Origin of the sequence: Mesorhizobium sp. WSM4898 (genome assembly GCF_029625845.1) — a bacterium.
GTDB lineage: Bacteria > Pseudomonadota > Alphaproteobacteria > Rhizobiales > Rhizobiaceae > Mesorhizobium.
In genome coordinates this window covers 86,040-103,099 of sequence record NZ_JARTVQ010000006.1, presented here as the reverse complement: position 1 = coordinate 103,099, position 17,060 = coordinate 86,040, and the positions used below count along the sequence as shown (strand labels likewise).

Genomic DNA, 17,060 nt, shown 5'->3' with positions numbered 1-17,060 from the left:
TTCCTTTCCTGACCGCTTTAGAGCACGCCGGCTTCGTTCTTGAGCTTCTCGACCAGCTCGGCGACGCTGTTGACCTTGACGCCCGCCTTGCGGCCGCCGGGCTCCTCGGTCTTGATCACCTTCAGGCGCGGCTTGACGTCGGCGCCGTAGTCGGCCGGGCTCTTCTCGTCGAGCGGCTTCTTCTTGGCCTTCATGATGTTGGGCAGCGATGCATAGCGCGGCTGGTTCAAGCGAAGGTCGGCGGTCACGATCGCCGGCATTTTCAGCTCAACCGTCTGCAGGCCGCCGTCGACCTCGCGCGTCACCTTGGCATGATCGCCGGCGAGCTCGATCCTGGAGGCGAAGGTGCCTTGCGCCCAGCCGAGCAGCGCCGCCAGCATCTGGCCGGTCTGATTGCTGTCGTCGTCGATCGCCTGCTTGCCGAGGATGACGAGGCCGGGCTTCTCGGCCTCGACGACGCCCTTCAACACCTTGGCGACACCCAGCGGCTCGGTCTGCTCGTCGGTCTTGACCAGGATGGCGCGATCGGCGCCCATGGCGAGCGCGGTGCGCAGCGTCTCCTGCGCCTGCTGCGGGCCGATCGAGACGACGATGATCTCCTCGGCCTTGCCGGCTTCCTTGATCCGGATCGCTTCCTCGACCGCGATCTCGTCGAACGGGTTCATCGCCATCTTGACGTTGGCAAGCTCGACGCCCAGTCCGTCGGCCTTAACGCGGACCTTGACGTTCGCGTCCACAACCCGCTTCACGGGCACAAGGATCTTCATTTTCCTGTCACCTCTCCTGAGATAGTCGGGCGCGCTATAGCAGTGTGCGCCTTGTCAGAGTTGTCGAAAGCCGACATTCCGGGCGGAATTCTGGTCTCCAACGGCCAAGAAGCAGTTCCACCCCGATGTTTCGGTTGAGCATGATCGTTCCGAAAAGCGGTTCCCACTTTTCGGGATCATGCTCTGTGGTGGCGTTCCGTAGTGGCGGCAATCCGGCGCGTCAATATGCACGTCGCACTCAAATCGGTTCAGTCTGGCGGCGACGCCGCGCCGCGGCCCCATCGAGGCGCCGGCTGTGCCGGCGCCTCGGGCGCTGGTCCGGGCTCGATCGGGAGAGGGACGTTCTGGACCTTCGGCGTCGGGTCCGGCTCGCCGTCTGCGCCGGCAAGCAGCGGCACGCCGCGGCTGCGCAGCACCAGGACGAGAACGGCGCCGGCAATGATGCCGCCGATGTGGCAGGCCCAGGAAATCTGATCCTCTCCGCCGGCGGCAAACATCACGATCTGGAACAGGATCCAAAGGACGAGCGGGATGAAGGCGGGGATGCGCAGAGGAATGCGCGCAAAGACCAATACCCACACCTTAACCTTCGGATAGAGGATCAGATAGGCCGCAACCACGCCGGCGATGGCGCCGGAAGCGCCGATCAGCGGCACCTGGGAATCCCAGCCGACCAAGCCTTGAAAGAAAGCGCCCGCCGCCGCGCAGGCGAGGTAGAAGATCAGGTAGCGGATATGGCCGAGCGCGTCCTCGACATTGTCGCCGAACACCCACAGGAACAGCATGTTGCCGCCGAGATGGAAGATGTCGGCATGCAGGAAGGAATAGGTGAGATAGCTGAGGCTTTCGGGAATGACGACGAATTCGGGCGACAGCTCCACCTTGTCATGGACGACAGAGGGGATGAAGCCGAGGCCAAGCACTGCGGCATTGGTGAAGCTCTCGCCGCCAAGCGTGGTCGCGAGATAGACCAAGGCATTCGCGGCGATCAGGCCGATCGTCACATATTGTAGGCGGATGTGGCGGAGCCTGTTGGTATCGTAGAGCGGGATGAACATCGGACCCTCCCGCCATACCCGGTTGTCAGCGGTTCTTGCCGGGAACCCATAGCACGTCGGCATTTCCGTTGTCATTGACCGCCCGGGCGGCGACGAACAGGAAGTCGGAGACGCGGTTGATGTATTTCAGCGCTTCGCGGTTGACGTGCTCGGCCGGGTCCTGCGCCAGCGCCACCATGAGGCGTTCGGCGCGCCGTGTTACGGTGCGCGCAAGATGCAGGGCTGCCGCGGCAGGCGTGCCGCCGTTCAGCACGAAGGATTTCAGCGGCTGCAGGTCCTTGTTGAGAGCATCGATGTCCTTTTCGACGCGCCCGGTCTGCGCGGCGACGATGCGCAGCGGCTCGTAGCCGAGCGGTTTGCCGTCGTCCGGGACCGCAAGGTCGGCGCCGAGGTCGAAAAGATCGTTCTGGATGCGGGAGAGCATGGCGTCGAGCGCCGGATGATCGGTTGCGGTGTGGACGCGCGCCATGCCGACGCAGGCATTTGCTTCGTCCACCGTGCCGTAGGCTTCGACGCGCAGATCTGACTTCAGGCGCCGCTCGCCGCTGCCCAGACCGGTAGTGCCGTCGTCGCCGGTACGGGTATAGATCTTGTTGAGCTTGACCACGTTCTCCTCCCCGGCCCGTTACTTGCGGGTGAAGTAGACGGTCAGCATGATCAGCACCAGAGCTATGAACTGCAGCAGTACGCGGGCCTGCATCAGCTTGTTGGAGGTGAAGCCTGAGCCGCCGCGCATCATGTTGACGAGGCCGCGGATCAGCACGACCACGACGGCAGCCATGACGACAATGGCGAGGATGTTGAAGACGGTTGCCATGGTGCTGGCTCCAGTTGGGTTTCGGTCAGGCCCGCCTGGCGAGCACGCGGTAGAGCATCGAGGCCGGCAGGATGCGCTTGAGCGCCACGCCGATTCTGGCCGGCACCGTTACCACATAATGCGGGTGCGGGCGCTGTGACAGAAGCGCGTGGCGCAAGGCGGCATGGACCACCTCAGGTCCGGGCTTCAGACGCGAGACGCTGCCGCCGGCCTTGAGCCGCGCGAGCTGCGCCTGGTAGTCGGCGCGGTGAACGGAGTTCTCGACGTCGATGTTCTTCAAGAACCATACCAGGCCGTTGCTGGCGATCTTCGAGGTCACCGGCCCCGGCTCGATCAACGAGACATGAATGCCGCTGCCTTCGAGCTCCTGGCGCAGGCAAAGCATCAGGCCTTCGACGGCATGTTTCGACGCCGAATAGGCGCCGCGAAAACGGACCGGGGCGAGCCCCAGGATCGAGGAGCAGTGGACGAGGCGACCGTGCCCCTGGCGGCGCATGACCGGCACGACGCGGCGGGTCAGGTCGTGCCAGCCGAAGAAATTGGCTTCGAACTGCTCGCGCAGCGCTTCGACCGGCAGGTCCTCGACGGCACCGGGTTGCGCGTAGGCGCCATTGTTGAACAGCGCGTCGAGCGTGCCGCCCGTGCGCTCCAGCACGGCCTCGGCCAGGGCGGCGATGGACTCGGGCTCGCGATAGTCGAGATAGAAGGCTTCGATGCCCTCCGCCTCGAGCGCGGCGATGTCGGCCGGTGCGCGAGCCGTGGCGAACACGCGCCAGCCTTCCGCCTTCAATGCCCGCGCGCAATAGGCGCCTATGCCGGAGGAGGTGCCGGTGACGATGATGCTGCGCAACTGTTCAGCGGTGGGCAACGTTGTGGGACCTGGGGTTGCCATTTGCCGCAATCCCTTCCCATATTCGCGGCGTCGACACAATCGAGCGGAGCGCGGGTCCTTGCTCAGGAATATCGTCGCGGTCAAGCGCGTGCTCTACGATGCGATCGGCCATTTCACCACCGACGACGGATGGGCAATGGCCAGCCATCTGGCGATCACCTCTCTGATGGCGCTGTTTCCGTTCCTGATCTTCGCAACGACGCTGGCCAGCTTTCTCGGCGCGCGCGCCTTCGCCGACACGGCCGTGCATCTGGTCTTCGACACCTGGCCGGAGCAGATTGCCAAGCCGATCGCGCGCGAGGTGCAAAATGTGCTTACCGTGCGGCGCAGCGACCTCCTGACCTACGGCGTGCTCTTAGCCGCCTACTTCGCCTCGAACGGCATCGAGGCGCTAAGGACCTCGCTCAACCGCGCCTATCGCGTTACCGAGACGCGCGGCATCATCCACCGCCGGGTGCAGAGCATCGTCTTCGTGCTGATCGCGACGGCCTGCTTTCTCGCCGTCAGCGTGCTTCTGGTGCTCGCGCCCCTGCTCGCGCGGCTGGCCGAGGCGCATCTGGAATGGATCAAGCCCTATATGGGCACGATCACCATATGGCGTTACGTGATCGCCTCGACGGTCATCGTCATCGGCCTGTTCGCGGTGCATATCTGGCTGCCGGCCGGCAAGCGCCGCTTCGTTTCCATCGTTCCGGGCATCGTCTTCACGCTGGTCGCGTGGCTGGCCGGCTCGACCATCTTCGCCACCTATCTCGACCATTTCTCGTCCTATGTGACGACCTATGCGGGGTTGGCCTCGATCATGATCGCGGTGGTGTTCCTCTACATCATCTCGGCCATTTTCATCCTTGGCGGCGAGCTCAATGCCGCGATCAGCCGCTATCTCGAGGCCCGCGCCCGCGTGGGTTGAGCTCTGTCCTGACGGGCGGTCGCGAGCCCGACGCCCAAAGTGGCGATCGCCATGCCGGCGATCTGCAGCAGAGTGAGCGCTTCGCCGAACAGAGCCCACGCGATGACGGCGGTTACGGCGGGCACAAGATAGAACAGCGATGCGACCTTCGACATCTCGCCGTCCCTGATCATCACCATCAACAGGAAGATGGCGCCGAGAGACAGCACCAGGACCAGCCATGCCATGGCAAAGATGAGCTCGCCGTTGACGGTGATGGTGCGCGTCTCGAAGGCGAGCGACCCCAGGATCGTGACGACCGAGCCTCCGACATACTGCCACATGGTCGCCGAGACGAGGTCGCCGCCGGAGGCGAAGCGCTTTTGCCAGATCGTACCAGCGGCCATGCCGAGCACCGAGACCAGCGAGGCCGTCAGCGTTGCCGCGGTAACACCGCCGCCAATCATGCCGAGCTTTGGCCAGAGCACGATGACGACGCCCAGAAGCCCGACGGCAAGGCCCGCCCAATGGCGCGGCAGGATCGCCTCGCCGAGAAATTTGCCGGCGAGCACCGCCGTGATCAGCGGCTGCAGGCCGACGATCAGCGCCGAAAGCCCGGCCGGCATGCCTCTGTGGATCGCCCAGAAGACGCCGCCCAGATAGACGCCGTGCATTAGGACGCCGGCCACCGTCGCATGAAGCGCCTCCTCGCGGGTGGCCCGTCGCGAGCCGATAAGGACGGTCAGTCCCGCAAACAGGATCGCCGCCAGCACGAAGCGGATGGCAAGGAAGGTGAACGGCTCCGCCCATGGCATTGCATAGCGCGCGCCGATGAAGCCGGTCGCCCACAGAACGACGAAAGAGGCGGGGATGAACCGCTTGATGCTGTGCATTGGAAGGAGGGCTCTGGCTGCGCGTGAAAAGTTGACGTCGGCAATTGCTCTAATGCCGATCAATTCGGCAAGCAAAACGAAACGGTTGATCCATAAGCTCATCCGAATTCAACAAACGGTGCCAAGAGGGGCATGGCGTTAAGGCACGCCATGAGCAGGCATGCTTTTGCATCTCGGGACGACATGGCTGCTGTTCGCGGTCGCCACCGTCGCGGTCTTCGGATTCTTCTTCGGCACCGCGCTCGATGCCATCATGAAGGACGACGGCTTCGGCTCGACCGGCAACACGCTGCTCTTCACGCTGGGCTTCTTCGTCGCGGTGATGATCGCCAATGAGCACGGCATCACCTTCCGGGATATCAAGCTAGCTGTGGCATGGGGATTGAGCGGCGCCTTCGTCTTCATCAGCGTGATGGCGCTGATCAAGGCCGGACTGGCTCGCTTGTAGTCAAAGCCCAACGAGCTGCATGACATCCTGCGGCGACACGCCTGCCTGCCTGAGTGCGGCAAGACCGGTGTCCTTGAAACTCTTGGACAGCTTCCGCCCGTCCGAGCCGAGGATCAGCCGATGGTGGAAGTAGCGCGGCGCGGGGAGGCCAAGCAGGTCCTGCAACAAGCGCTGCACGCTGGTCGCCGCGTAAAGGTCCTGACCACGCACGACATGGCTGACGCCCTGCAGCGCGTCGTCGACGACGACCGCGAGATGGTAGCTGGTCGGGATATCGCGGCGCGCCACGACGACGTCGCCCCAGGCCTGCGGCGATGCGTCGACCGTTTGCGTCGCGGCCATGGCCTCGTCGGTGAACTCGACCCATGACAAGGCGCCCGGCATGCGCGCCATGGCTGCCTCGATGTCGAGCCGCCAGGCAAAAGGCGTGTTCTCGGCAATGCGCCGCCTGCGCTCCTTAGACGGAAGTGCCTTGTCGAGCGGCGGATAAAGCGGCACGCCGTCGGGGTCGCGCGGCCAATCGCGGCCGCGTTTCTCGGTCTCGGCAATGAAGGCGCGGATCTCGCCGCGGCTCATGAAGGCGGGATAGACGAGTTCCTCGGCGATCAGCCGGTCGAGCACGGCCCTGTATTCGGAAAAATGTTCGGACTGGCGCCGCACGGGCTCTTCCCATTCGAACGCCAGCCATTCCAGGTCGCGCAATATGCCGGCCTCGAATTCCGGCGTGCAGCGGATGACATCGATGTCCTCGATGCGCAGCAACAGCCGTCCTCCCGCCCGCGCCGCCATTTGCCGGTTCAGCAGGGCCGAATAGGCGTGGCCGAGATGCAGCTCGCCATTGGGGCTCGGCGCGAAGCGGAATGTCAGGAGCGTCATGTCTCGGACGGCATTCGGGTTGAAAGGCGCTTCCGCCGGTTGATAGTTAGCATCAATTGCCACTTCATGAGCGCCCTGGGAACAAGCAAACGTGCAACGCATCGCCTCGCTCGACGACATTGCGGCAGGACTCGACGCGCTCTGCCTGCTCGATCCACGGCTGGAGAAGGTACGCGGCATGGCCGGCGAGGTGCCGCTGAGGCTCTCCGAGCCCGGATTCGGCAGCCTCGCGTCGATCATCGTCTCGCAGCAGGTGTCCCGCGCTAGCGCCGATGCCATCTTCGGCCGGCTGATCAGGCTGGTCGATCCGCTGACGCCGGAAGGCATCCTTTGCGCTGGCGAGGATATTTTCCGCGAGGCCGGCCTGTCGCGGCCGAAGCAGCGCGGGCTGATCGCCATCGCGCAAGCCGTGGCCGGCGGGCTTGACCTCCACCATCTCTGCTCGCTTGACGCCGACGAGGCGATCGCGGCGATGACGGCGGTGCCGGGCATCGGACCGTGGACGGCGGAGTGCTACCTGCTGTTCGCCGCCGGCCACCCCGATGTGTTTCCCGCGCGCGACGTCGCGCTGCAGACGGCGGTCGGCCATGCCCTGGGCATCGACCCTCGCCCGCCGGAGAAAACTCTGATTCGACTGGCCGAATCATGGAGCCCGTGGCGAGGGGTCGCGTCGCGGCTTTTCTGGGCCTACTATCGGGAATTGAAGGGCAGGGACGCGGCGCCACCTGTCGAGATGGCCGAAAAAGCATGAAAATCATGCGTTTTTGAACGTTTCGCCGAACGACAATCCGCTTCACATCCCTGTCATGTCGGGCTTACAGTATCCGTGGCGTTCGGTTTGGAACGAAGGAGGCCAACTACGTGACGGTTGCCGTATCTCCGGATGGGCTTCCCGCGCTGGTGCTGAATGCGGATTACCGTCCGCTCAGCTATTACCCCCTGTCGCTCTGGTCGTGGCAGGACGCCATCAAGGCTGTCTTCCTCGACCGGGTCAATATCGTCGCCGAATACGAACACGCCGTCTCCTCGCCGACCTTCTCGATGAAGCTGCCGAGCGTGGTCAGTCTGAAGGCCTATGTGAGGCCGTCGCGGCATCCCGCCTTCACCCGCTTCAACGTCTTTCTGCGCGACCGCTTCCAGTGCCAGTATTGCGGCACGACCGACGATCTCACCTTCGACCATGTCATCCCGCGCCATCGCGGCGGGGCGACGACCTGGGAGAACGTCGTGGCCGCCTGCTCGCCCTGCAATCTCAGGAAAGGCGGCATGATGCCGGCGCAGGCCAAGATGTGGCCGCTGCAAAAACCCTATCAGCCGACCGTGCACGATCTGCACAATAACGGCCGCCTGTTCCCGCCCAACCATCTGCATGAAAGCTGGATGGATTATCTCTACTGGGACGTCGAATTGGAGCCGTAGAGTTCGGCACAATCGACCGGCCATGCAACGACAAACTGCCGATCTTCGGCGTTGCCCTCATCCGGCTGGCGCCACCTTCTCTCCGTTTAGTTTGGGGAGAAGGAACTGTCCGCCGCGACGTCACCCATTCTGCACGTCGATCATTGGCGAAGCCATTGATGACGGCCTCTTTTCTCCCCGTCACTACGGCTGTGTAGCTCAGTCGCGCGCGAGCGCGCAGCGTAAGGCGACGGCGGCCAGGATGAGGCTGGCGATGGCGTTCCAGCCGGCGAGCGACAGGCCGAGAATGCGAAGCGCGGCCTTGTCGCAGGAGGGCGGCACGAACTTGTCCAGCGCATCGAGCACGCCCTTGCCGCCGGTGTCGACCGGACCGGCGCTGGCCGTGCAGTCGGCGGGGCCAGGCCACCACGCCCACTCGACGCCCGCGTGGTAGACGCCGAGATAGAGGCCATAGAGCATCAACAGGCCACCGATCGCCAGCAGGCTGCGCGTCAACCAGGCCGGCGCGCGCAGCATTGAGGCAGCGGCCGCCACCAGCATCAGCGGCGCGCCGATGTAGTAGGGCGTGCGCTGCTCCAGGCAGAGATGGCAGGGGATGTAGCCGCCGATATACTGGAAGGCGAGTGCCGAGCCGACGGTCGCTGCCATGGCGACGGCCAGGAACAGCGCGGCACGCGCCCGCTGGCGTCCAGTGTCGGCGGTCATGGTCGCTGTCATCGGTCGTGATCCGTTCGCTTGGCGCCTAAAGCGCCGCGCAGAAATGAATTCAGGCGCCGCGCTTGAGTCTTGTTTCGATGCATGTCGTTCTCCAAAACCGCTGCGCACTTTTGGGCGACATGCATTATCCGTGGGCGTATCTGACCGCGATATAGAGCAAAATAAGGGCAGCGGCGCCGGCGCTGACGATCATGCCCAGCCGTTTCTCGATGAACTCTCTGATCGACTCGCCGTAGCGGCGCAGCAGCCAGGCAAGCAGCAGAAAACGGGCGCCGCGCGCAACGATCGCCAGCACGATGAACAGCAGGAGGTTGACGCCGATGACGCCCGACAGGATCGTCACGACCTTGATCGGCGGCAAATGCGCCGCGCCCGAGGTGATCAGCATCAGGACGATGAAGCCGACGCCGGATGAGGTGCGCAGCTGCTCGAACTCGTCATACTTGCCGTAGAATTCCAGAATCGGCTTGGCGACTGCCTCGTAGGCGTAGTGGCCGATGAACCAGCCGGCGACGCCGCCGAGCACCGAGGCCACCGTTGCCACCAGCGCGTAGCGATAGGCGCGCTCCGGCTTGGACAGCGCCATGGGCAGATAGAGCACGTCGGCCGGCACCAGAAAGACGGAGCTTTCGACGAAGGCGATGAAGGCCAGCCACCATTCGGCCGATTTCCTTGCCGCCAGGGACATGGTCCAGTCGTAAAGTCCGCGAAGCATCGGCTCTCCTGAAAAGCGCGCAGTGGTTTTGGACACCGGGTGGCAGGAAGACAAGGTCCCAAAGCGCCGCATCCACCCTTTGGGATCCGAGGCGCTTCAACGCATCCCCTGTCTAGAAAGATTTTCCGCGCCGCACAATGGCGGCACCTTCACGAGACTGAAAGGCATGGCCGGGTGCAGAGCGCCTGCAAATCGGCAACAGGCCAGTTGACGAAAGCCTGTCCGCCCGTATAGTCCGCGCCCATCCAGGCTGCCCGGCCTGAGCCCCTATGGCGGAATTGGTAGACGCGCTCGACTCAAAATCGAGTTCCGCAAGGAGTGCTGGTTCGATCCCGGCTAGGGGCACCAATTGGTCTCTTTGATCTTCAACCAGGCAGTTGCCGAAGTGACGGAGCTTCATAGGCTGGCCAACCACTTCACAGGGCTACCGGCCGGTTACAAAGCATCACTGCGCCTGTACCTCTAAGGTTCGACGACGGAAGATCAGCCAGCCAAGGCTACACGCCAGTCCGACGTTCAGCAGCGCCAAGCCAGCGAGAGCTGCTAGAGTGCCGTGAGCGCCCACATGCTCCAACAATAGCGCTCCGACAGACGGCGCTGCTGCTTGAGCGATCAAGCTGGGCATGGCAAGTCGCCCCATCAGTCTCGCGTATCCCGACGGACCGAACAGAGCGAGCGGCAGCGTGCCTCGCGCTATCGTTTCGAGGCCGATGCCTGCACCGTAGAACGCCAGCGCCACAGGCACCACCGGAACCCCGGCACAGAGCGCACCAATGCCGATGGCGACGAAGCTCACCGACGCGAACTTGGTCCAGATGGGATGATGGTAGCGGGCGATGATCATCTCGACGGCACGCGCCGACACCTGAGCGGGGCCGACCAGTGCCCCGAGCCCAACGGCAGCGGCGAGGGCCATGCCGCTGGCCTGCAAGATGGTGAGGAGATGAACCGACACAGTCGACGAAATGACCGCCGCCAAGGTCAGCGTGGCAGCCAGGACGACCATGATCGGAACTGAGGCCGGCTGAACTGGGGTGCCAACCTGCTCCTTTCCCGGCCGATCTGTGACGCTCGGCAGCGGTATCCCACGCGGCAACATTCCGAGATACAGAGGCAGGGCGAAGAACAACTGGACCGAAGCATAGACGAGGCATGTGCCGCGCCAGCCCGTCTCGCCCATCAGGAAGGCCGAGATCGGCCAACAGAACGTGCTGGCGAAGCCGCCGAACAGCGAAAGGGTTGTGATGGCCGAGCGCGCGCTATGCCCGTAGAGCCGGCCGAGGGTCGCGAAAGCGGCATCGTACAAGCCCGCCCCCATTCCAAGCCCAACAACGAGCCACGCTGCGATGTAGGCGGCAAGGTTCGGCGAGGCAGCGAGCCCGATCTGGCCGATGCCGATGCAGCCGGCGCTGAACGCAAGAACGTTCCGGCCGCCGTGGCGCTCAATGGACGAGCCGACGCGAGGTGAGATCAGTCCGGCGACGAGCAGGCCAAGCGACAATCCACCCACGACCCAAGGCAGCGGCCAGCCGGTGTCGGCGGCGACCTTTGGTGCAATCACCGCCGGCAGGTAATAGGTGGACCCCCAGGCCATGATTTGGGTCAGGCCGAGGACGGTGATGATCGTTCGGCGACTGCGTTCCATCGGGCGTGGTGCGATTAGGCTGCCACCCCGCACCCGCAGCCACCCTTGCCAGCGGCCTTCGCTTCAGCATCGGCGACACAACAGGCGGCAGCCTCTGAAGAAGCGGGACCACCACAGCATCCGCCAGCGGTCGCGCGTATGGTCGACTGGGGAACCGTGCAGACGCCGGTTTCGGGTAGCACCAGTTGCACCGCATCCGCAGCCGCCATGTCGCCAGCGAGGGCTGCCGCGACCGATCGCACCTGTTCATACCCGGTCAGCAGCAAGAAGGTCGGGGCGCGGCCGTAGCTCTTAACGCCGACAGTGTAGAAGTCGGGCTCGGGGTGGCTCAGTTCGCGATAACCGTGCGGGGGAACATCGCCGCAGGAGTGCTCGTTGGGGTCGATCAGAGGCCCCAGCGCCTTTACGCCCTCAAGCCATGGGTCAAGATCAAGCCTAAGCTCGCGCGTAAGGGACAGATCGGGCCGCTGGCCGGTCGCCGCGATGATGCAGTCGAAAGGCCCGAGAGTTTGTAGGCCATCCTTCGTTTGACCTTCGACTGCCAGGCGGCCGTTTGAGCTGCGGATGGCCAGCGTTGCGAACCCAGTGACGAGCTTTGTGCGCCCGCTCTCCGCAAGTTCGCGAACGTCAGAACCAAGCTCGCCACGGGCAGGCAGTTGATCCAAGTCTCCGCCGCTGTAAATGCGAACCAGATCGGTCCCGCGTGTCGCCCAGACAAAAGTGGTTCCCGGCTCAACCGCAGCCAGCCTATCGAGATCGAGCAGGGCATTGGCGGCCGAATGGCCCGAACCGACAACAAGCGTGGCGCGGCCGGCATAAAGGGTGCGGTCGCGGCCGAGAATGTCGGGAATGCCATAGGCGATCTTGTCTGCGAACTCCGCTTCGCCCTCCGCCGGGACACCACCGGCCCCAAGTGGATTTGGCGTCTGCCACGTGCCTGAGGCGTCAATGACGGCCCGTGCACTGTCGCGCCTGATGCCTTCCCCGGTTTCGACCACCAGCATGAACGGTCGCGCCTTTCGATCTTTGCTCAAGACCTTGTCTGCGCCCCAGCGGGAAACAGCAGTCACGCGCGCACTGGTTTCGATGGACGAGGAGAGTTCAGGGAGCCTTGCTAGCGGCTCAAGGTAGCGGGCAATCAGTTCATTAGCGGTGGGGAACGCCTCGGGCTTGGGCATCGTCCAGCCGCTGTCCTCAAGACGGTTTCGGGCGGCCCGATCAACACAGTAGCGCCAAGGCGTGAACACCCGGACATGGCCCCAGTCTTTGAGATTGGTGGCGATGCCAGCGCCGGCCTCATAGACCTTCACCGGGAGCCCCCTTTGGATGAGCTGGACGGCAGCCGCCAAGCCGACCGGGCCGGCTCCGATGACGGCGACAGGGGGGGCGTCAGGGTCATTCATTGACATTTTTTCCATCCTTCCGGGATCATCGAAATACGATGCAAAAAAAGAGGCTATGCCGCCGCGTCGCTCTCCGTCGCGCCGCAAGCTGCGTCAGCACAGCACTCGTCAGCCAGGAAGCCGATCAAGTCGCGCATGATAGGATAGTTGGCCCGGCAGATGAGGGTCGTCGCCTGACGCTCCTGCGTCACGAGGCCGGTCAGAATGAGGCGATGCAGGTGATGGGACAGCGTCGAGGCCGCGATGCCAAGGGTGTCCTGCAAGTACCCCACCGGCCGGCCAGCTTCGCCGGCTCTGACCAGTGTGCGATAGAGCTTGAGCCGTGTCGGGTTGCCGATGGCTTCGAGCTGTTTTGCGGCTTGTTCGAGTTTCATGGAAATAGACTGCACCCTCCGCCGCCGCCGGTCAACTCTATTTCGACAATGATCGAAATATGGTCAGACGAATTCATCGGCAGGGAGTCGTCGCGGAAGGGCAGCGGACATGGTGCCAAGGCTCCATGGGATTGAGGTCGTCAGCATGTGCAGGTCACCGACACCCTACCGCATATTCCCCGTATGCCCCTGCGAGTAGCGCCCCGGCTGCGGCCACACCGTCAGGCCGTGCGGCTCGACGCCGACGCGGATCTTCGTCACGGCGCCCGACGTCGTGTCGATCATATAGACCTCGCTGTCGAACCGGCCGGAGAGCCAGAGCTGCTTGCCGTCGGCGCCGACATTGCCCATGTCGGGGCTGCCGCCGCCGGGGATCGGCCATTGGGCGACGACCGAGCGGGTCGCGAAGTCGATCACCGTCACGCTGCCAGGCCCGTCGGCACGGCCCTGTTCCATTTTGTGCGAGCCGCGGTTCGAGACATAGAGCCGCTTGCCGTCGCGGCTGACGACGAAGCCGTGCGCGCCAATGCCCGTTGGAATGAAGCCAATCTCCTTGAAGCTGTCGCCGTCGATCAGGAAGACGCCGTCATTCATCATGTCGGCGACGTAGAAGACCTTGCCGTCGGGCGAGAGCCTTATGTCCTGCGGCATGCCCATCTTCGACAGGTCGAGATGGCCGAGCACCTTGCGGTTCTTCAGGTCGATCTTGGCCAGTCCGCCGTCGCCATACTCGCAAGTGAAGATCGCATAGGAATTGTCGGCCGCGAAATCGGCATGGTTGATGCCGGGGCAGGCCGGCGTCGGGATGACGGCTTGCAGCGCCATGGTCCGCGGATCGCGCAGATCGAGCCGCCTCAGGGCCTCGTCCACGATGATGGCGGCGCTGCCGTCCGGCATGAAATACATGTTGTAAGGATCGTCGACCGGCACCTGCTTGCCGGGCTTTCCTGTCGTCGGGTCGATCGGCGTCAGGCTGCCGTTCTTGCCGGTGCCGTTATTGGCCACCCAAAGCGTCTTCAGGTCCCAGGAAGGAACGACGTGCTGCGGCTTGCTGCCGACCGCAAACCTGTCGACCTCCTTCAGCGTCGCCGGGTCGATGACGGAAACGCTGTTCGAGGAACGGTTGGGCACATAGACGCGCGGCAACGCAGCTGCCGCGGCTGGAGCCATATGGCCGGCGGTGGTGTGGCTGTAGATGTCGACGGGCGCAGGCTCGGCACAATCCTCGGGGCAGGACTCGGCGAAGGCTCGCGCCGGGAGCATGGCAAGCAGAACAAGCGGCGCACAGAGGCGGGCGAAGCGCAGGAAGGTTTCGAACATCTGGATTGCTTTGTGAAGAAGGCATGGCGGCTCGGCCGCCGGATGCCATAGCCGGTATGCGGCCTTTCATCTAGCGCCTTTCAAGAGGCTCCGCATGCGATTGCGCAGGAGCCGCGCCATGTTGCGGGTCTCGCGGTAGAGATGGAGCTGCGAGGCCGCCTGGCGGGCCGGCCGGTCGGCGTCGGGCGTCAGGCCGACCACCAGCGTGCCCATCGGCTTGCGCTCCGTCCACAGGCGACTCATCACCGGATGGTCGGGCACCGCGCAGGAATCGGTCATGGCGACATTGGGATCATCGAGATGCTGCTTGGTCACCTCGATCATCAGCAGCGTGCCCGGCGAATAGGCCGAGAGCGTCTCGTCATAGGCCGTCTTCCAGGTGTAGGCGACGCCCGCTTCGACGAAGACGACGACAGAAGCGATCGTGCGGCCGTCGAGCGTCAGTGTGTGGATGCGGCACATGTCGTGCTCGGCGAGCCTGTGCACCGCCTCGCGGGCGAAGGCGGCGCGGTAGCGGTCGATCGCCATGGCCGTGCGCTCGCGGCCCTTCCAGCCGGCCGCCTCCAGTGTCAGGAAGCTTTCAATGGCGTGGCGGATCTCGTCCGGTCCGCGCGCCACCACATGGTCCAGCTTGCCAAGGCCGGCGAGGCGCCGCTTGAGCCGGCGGAATTCACGATAGTGATGCGCGCGCAGCGAGGCCTTGAGGTAGTCGTCGCCGTCGGCATCGCTTTCCAGCACCGGGCGCTCGGCCTTGCCGGTGACGACCAGGGTCAGGCCGCGGCTGTCGGCAAAGGAGGTGAGGAGGCTCGCCACCGGGCCGTCCAGCTTGATGTCGGGCAGCACGAAGACCTTCGGCAATTTGAGATGCGGCCTGGACAGCATCGAGAAGAAATCCTCGATGACGCTGACCGGATCGTCACGATCGACCAGCGGCGTGCCGAGCGGGCCGAACGGGCTCGACCATGTGCGCATGACCGGGACGCCGAGCGGAATTGCGGGGCGCTCGACCGAGAACGGCACAAGGAGCCGCAGCCGGTTGCGGAACTCGTCGCCGTCGCGGATCACCGCCAGCCGCACTTCGCGGTCCTCGAGCCTCGGCATGGCCGGCGCCAGGAAGCGCGGGTTGAAGAAGACGTTGGGCTCGATCGTGCGGGCGCTAAGATAGTCGAGCTCCTCGACCAGGTCGAAGCCGGCCGAGGCGGGATAGATCGCGAGCTTGCGCTCCGGCCGGTTGTTGGCGAACAGCTCGATATGGGCGGGATCGGCCTCCCTGACGAGGCCGGCAAGGCCCGACACCATGGCGCCGGCGGGCCCGCCGCTGGTCTCTTCAAGCAGCGGAATGGCGGCCATCAGGCGACTTCCTTGTTTGCGGGCACGAAAATCGCCATGACGATGCCGAGCTTGCGCCAGACGGTGAAGGACAGCGCGCCGGCCTCGAAGACCATGGCGAGGCTGGTGGCGATCGCCGCGCCCCAAAGGCCGAAGAGCGGGATCAGAACCACATTGAGAGCGATATTCAGCGCAAGCGTCATGGCATAGACGGCGGCGCAGATGTTCTGGTTGCCGCTCATGGTGAGCAGGCTTTCGCAGGGGCCGACGGCGCCGCGCGCGACGACGCCGAACACCAGCAGGAAAAGCAGCGGATAGCCGGCGCTGAATTCGGGGCCGAACAGCACCAGCATCGGCTCGCCGAGCGCCAGCACCAGCAGCGCCATCGCAAGCGAGGGCCAGAAGGTCCAGGAGACGGTCTCGCGGGCGAAGGCGGCGAGCCTTTCCGGCTCGCCATGGGTGAATTGCGCATAGCGCTGGGCAACGCCCGCCTTGACGGCGAAGTAGACGAAATGCACCAGAGCCAGCGTTTTCACGGTGGCGAAATAGACGGCGACGTCATTGGGCTCGAGATAGGCGCCGACCATCAGCACGTCGGCATTGGTGAGCAGGAAGAAAAAACTCTCGACCAGGAAGATCGGCAGCGAGACCAGGAACCACCGGCCGAAATGCACGGTCATCGGCCCGGCCGGGATCTGCTTGTCCATGCGCGAGGTGACGCCCATCAGCTGGCCGAGCGTCGTGGCATAGGTGGCGGCGATCGAGGCGAAGATCGCGGTCTTGGCGTCCGGCACGTAGTGCATGGCGAGCATAAGCGCCATGAACACCAGGATCAGCACCGGCCGCACCAGATAGGTCGGCGACAGCGCGAACAGCGCCCATGAGTTCGCCCGCGCCAGTCCCTGCAGGAGGTCGCCCATCGCGATCATCGGCAGGCAGATGACGCCGAGGATGAAGGGAATGACGTAGTAGTTCTCGATCCAGGGCGAGGCGAGCCAGACGCCGAGCGCGCCCAGCCCCGCGATCACCGTCGAGGCGACCAGCACGAACAGCCGGCTCGCCAGCACGATGCCGCGCAGCTCGGCGAGCATGCCGCGCTCGCGATATTCGGGAATGAAACGGATGACCGAGGTGTGGAAGCCGAGGCAGGCGAGGTTGCCGACGATGACCATCGTCACCCAGACCAGCACGAAGATGCCGTATTCGAACGAGCCCATCCAGCGTGCCATCAGCACCTGGCTGACGAAGGCGATGACCGCGCTGACGATGCGGATGGTGAATGCGATCAGCGACATGCGGCCGGCTTCGCCGCGTTCGTCGGCGCTGAACAGCACGGCGTCGATGCGGCCAAGCAGCGGCCCCATGCGCAGCGCCCAGCGCTGCGGCAAGAACCGCCCGGCAGTCGTCGCCGCGGAAAAGCGCACCCCGAATACTCTCCGTTTTCCGCCTGTTTCCAAGGTTTCGGTGTATGCGAAACACATTAAGAAACGGTTGGGTG

19 protein-coding genes and 1 tRNA gene are annotated in these 17,060 nt (G+C 64.4%); 5 read left to right on the top strand and 15 right to left on the bottom strand.

The window, feature by feature from the left end; genetic code table 11:
* Positions 1 to 17 precede the first annotated feature (17 nt).
* The 5 genes from P9228_RS23450 to P9228_RS23430 all read right to left on the bottom strand — a co-directional run bounded on the left by P9228_RS23450 (position 18) and on the right by P9228_RS23430 (position 3,534).
* Positions 18 to 767, bottom strand: coding sequence for an electron transfer flavoprotein subunit beta/FixA family protein (locus P9228_RS23450; RefSeq protein WP_127216820.1), 750 nt, complete (start codon positions 765 to 767; stop codon positions 18 to 20).
* 248 nt (positions 768 to 1,015) lie between these two features.
* The gene (locus P9228_RS23445) at positions 1,016 to 1,825 is read right to left on the bottom strand and encodes a rhomboid family intramembrane serine protease (protein ID WP_095823963.1); all 810 of its coding nucleotides are present in this window, start codon (positions 1,823 to 1,825) and stop codon (positions 1,016 to 1,018) included.
* Positions 1,826 to 1,850: 25 nt separating this feature from the next.
* Complete coding sequence (locus tag P9228_RS23440) at positions 1,851 to 2,432, bottom strand: cob(I)yrinic acid a,c-diamide adenosyltransferase (RefSeq protein WP_095782417.1); 582 nt, start codon at positions 2,430 to 2,432, stop codon at positions 1,851 to 1,853.
* An 18-nt stretch (positions 2,433 to 2,450) separates the two neighbouring features.
* The gene (locus P9228_RS23435; protein ID WP_066990167.1) at positions 2,451 to 2,642 is read right to left on the bottom strand and encodes a twin transmembrane helix small protein; all 192 of its coding nucleotides are present in this window, start codon (positions 2,640 to 2,642) and stop codon (positions 2,451 to 2,453) included.
* A gap of 25 nt (positions 2,643 to 2,667) precedes the next feature.
* The gene (locus P9228_RS23430; RefSeq protein ID WP_095779364.1) at positions 2,668 to 3,534 is read right to left on the bottom strand and encodes an SDR family oxidoreductase; all 867 of its coding nucleotides are present in this window, start codon (positions 3,532 to 3,534) and stop codon (positions 2,668 to 2,670) included.
* Between the two features lie 58 nt (positions 3,535 to 3,592).
* On the opposite strand from P9228_RS23430, the gene P9228_RS23425 reads away from it, so the two are divergent.
* Positions 3,593 to 4,444, top strand: a complete 852-nt coding sequence (locus tag P9228_RS23425; RefSeq protein WP_066990164.1) for a YihY/virulence factor BrkB family protein — start codon at positions 3,593 to 3,595, stop codon at positions 4,442 to 4,444.
* Here the strand turns inward: P9228_RS23425 and P9228_RS23420 are convergent.
* Positions 4,414 to 5,316 (bottom strand): DMT family transporter, encoded by a 903-nt coding sequence (locus tag P9228_RS23420; RefSeq protein WP_278053266.1) that lies wholly within the window; start codon positions 5,314 to 5,316, stop codon positions 4,414 to 4,416. The genes P9228_RS23425 and P9228_RS23420 overlap by 31 nt on opposite strands.
* A 160-nt stretch (positions 5,317 to 5,476) precedes the next feature.
* Here P9228_RS23420 and P9228_RS23415 point away from each other — a divergent pair, with 160 nt between their 5' ends.
* Positions 5,477 to 5,764, top strand: coding sequence for a hypothetical protein (locus P9228_RS23415; RefSeq protein ID WP_066990158.1), 288 nt, complete (start codon positions 5,477 to 5,479; stop codon positions 5,762 to 5,764).
* Here P9228_RS23415 and gluQRS read toward each other — a convergent pair whose 3' ends face one another.
* Complete coding sequence (gene gluQRS / locus P9228_RS23410; RefSeq protein ID WP_127247101.1) at positions 5,765 to 6,640, bottom strand: tRNA glutamyl-Q(34) synthetase GluQRS; 876 nt, start codon at positions 6,638 to 6,640, stop codon at positions 5,765 to 5,767. It abuts the gene before it with no gap.
* A gap of 91 nt (positions 6,641 to 6,731) precedes the next feature.
* Here gluQRS and P9228_RS23405 point away from each other — a divergent pair, with 91 nt between their 5' ends.
* Positions 6,732 to 7,391: a DNA-3-methyladenine glycosylase gene (locus tag P9228_RS23405; protein WP_095799919.1), complete on the top strand. Its 660-nt coding sequence runs from the start codon at positions 6,732 to 6,734 to the stop codon at positions 7,389 to 7,391.
* A gap of 110 nt (positions 7,392 to 7,501) precedes the next feature.
* Positions 7,502 to 8,059, top strand: coding sequence for an HNH endonuclease (locus P9228_RS23400; protein ID WP_066990153.1), 558 nt, complete (start codon positions 7,502 to 7,504; stop codon positions 8,057 to 8,059).
* Positions 8,060 to 8,257: 198 nt separating this feature from the next.
* On the opposite strand, the gene P9228_RS23395 is transcribed toward P9228_RS23400, so the two are convergent.
* Together P9228_RS23395 and P9228_RS23390 are read right to left on the bottom strand one after the other, a co-directional pair.
* Positions 8,258 to 8,776: a disulfide bond formation protein B gene (locus P9228_RS23395; protein ID WP_278055920.1), complete on the bottom strand. Its 519-nt coding sequence runs from the start codon at positions 8,774 to 8,776 to the stop codon at positions 8,258 to 8,260.
* A gap of 124 nt (positions 8,777 to 8,900) precedes the next feature.
* The gene (locus tag P9228_RS23390; RefSeq protein ID WP_095831101.1) at positions 8,901 to 9,491 is read right to left on the bottom strand and encodes a YqaA family protein; all 591 of its coding nucleotides are present in this window, start codon (positions 9,489 to 9,491) and stop codon (positions 8,901 to 8,903) included.
* Between the two features lie 263 nt (positions 9,492 to 9,754).
* Between P9228_RS23390 and P9228_RS23385 the strand changes: the two genes are divergently transcribed.
* Positions 9,755 to 9,839, top strand: a tRNA-Leu gene (locus P9228_RS23385).
* 97 nt (positions 9,840 to 9,936) lie between these two features.
* Here the strand turns inward: P9228_RS23385 and P9228_RS23380 are convergent.
* The 6 genes from P9228_RS23380 to P9228_RS23355 form a co-directional block, all read right to left on the bottom strand.
* The gene (locus P9228_RS23380) at positions 9,937 to 11,136 is read right to left on the bottom strand and encodes an MFS transporter (protein ID WP_278056003.1); all 1,200 of its coding nucleotides are present in this window, start codon (positions 11,134 to 11,136) and stop codon (positions 9,937 to 9,939) included.
* 14 nt (positions 11,137 to 11,150) lie between these two features.
* Positions 11,151 to 12,539 carry an NAD(P)-binding protein gene (locus P9228_RS23375; protein WP_278055919.1) on the bottom strand — a complete coding sequence of 463 codons (1,389 nt, stop codon included), beginning with the start codon at positions 12,537 to 12,539 and terminating at the stop codon, positions 11,151 to 11,153.
* Positions 12,540 to 12,592: 53 nt separating this feature from the next.
* On the bottom strand, positions 12,593 to 12,913 hold the full coding sequence (locus P9228_RS23370; RefSeq protein WP_066990141.1) for a metalloregulator ArsR/SmtB family transcription factor: 321 nt from the start codon (positions 12,911 to 12,913) through the stop codon (positions 12,593 to 12,595).
* Positions 12,914 to 13,078: 165 nt separating this feature from the next.
* On the bottom strand, positions 13,079 to 14,233 hold the full coding sequence (locus P9228_RS23365; RefSeq protein WP_278055918.1) for a YncE family protein: 1,155 nt from the start codon (positions 14,231 to 14,233) through the stop codon (positions 13,079 to 13,081).
* A gap of 66 nt (positions 14,234 to 14,299) precedes the next feature.
* Positions 14,300 to 15,583 carry a GNAT family N-acetyltransferase gene (locus tag P9228_RS23360; protein ID WP_278055915.1) on the bottom strand — a complete coding sequence of 428 codons (1,284 nt, stop codon included), beginning with the start codon at positions 15,581 to 15,583 and terminating at the stop codon, positions 14,300 to 14,302.
* The gene (locus tag P9228_RS23355) at positions 15,583 to 16,986 is read right to left on the bottom strand and encodes a lipopolysaccharide biosynthesis protein (RefSeq protein WP_278055913.1); all 1,404 of its coding nucleotides are present in this window, start codon (positions 16,984 to 16,986) and stop codon (positions 15,583 to 15,585) included. Before P9228_RS23355 ends, P9228_RS23360 begins: the two co-directional genes overlap by 1 nt.
* Between the last annotated feature and the right edge of the window lie 74 nt (positions 16,987 to 17,060).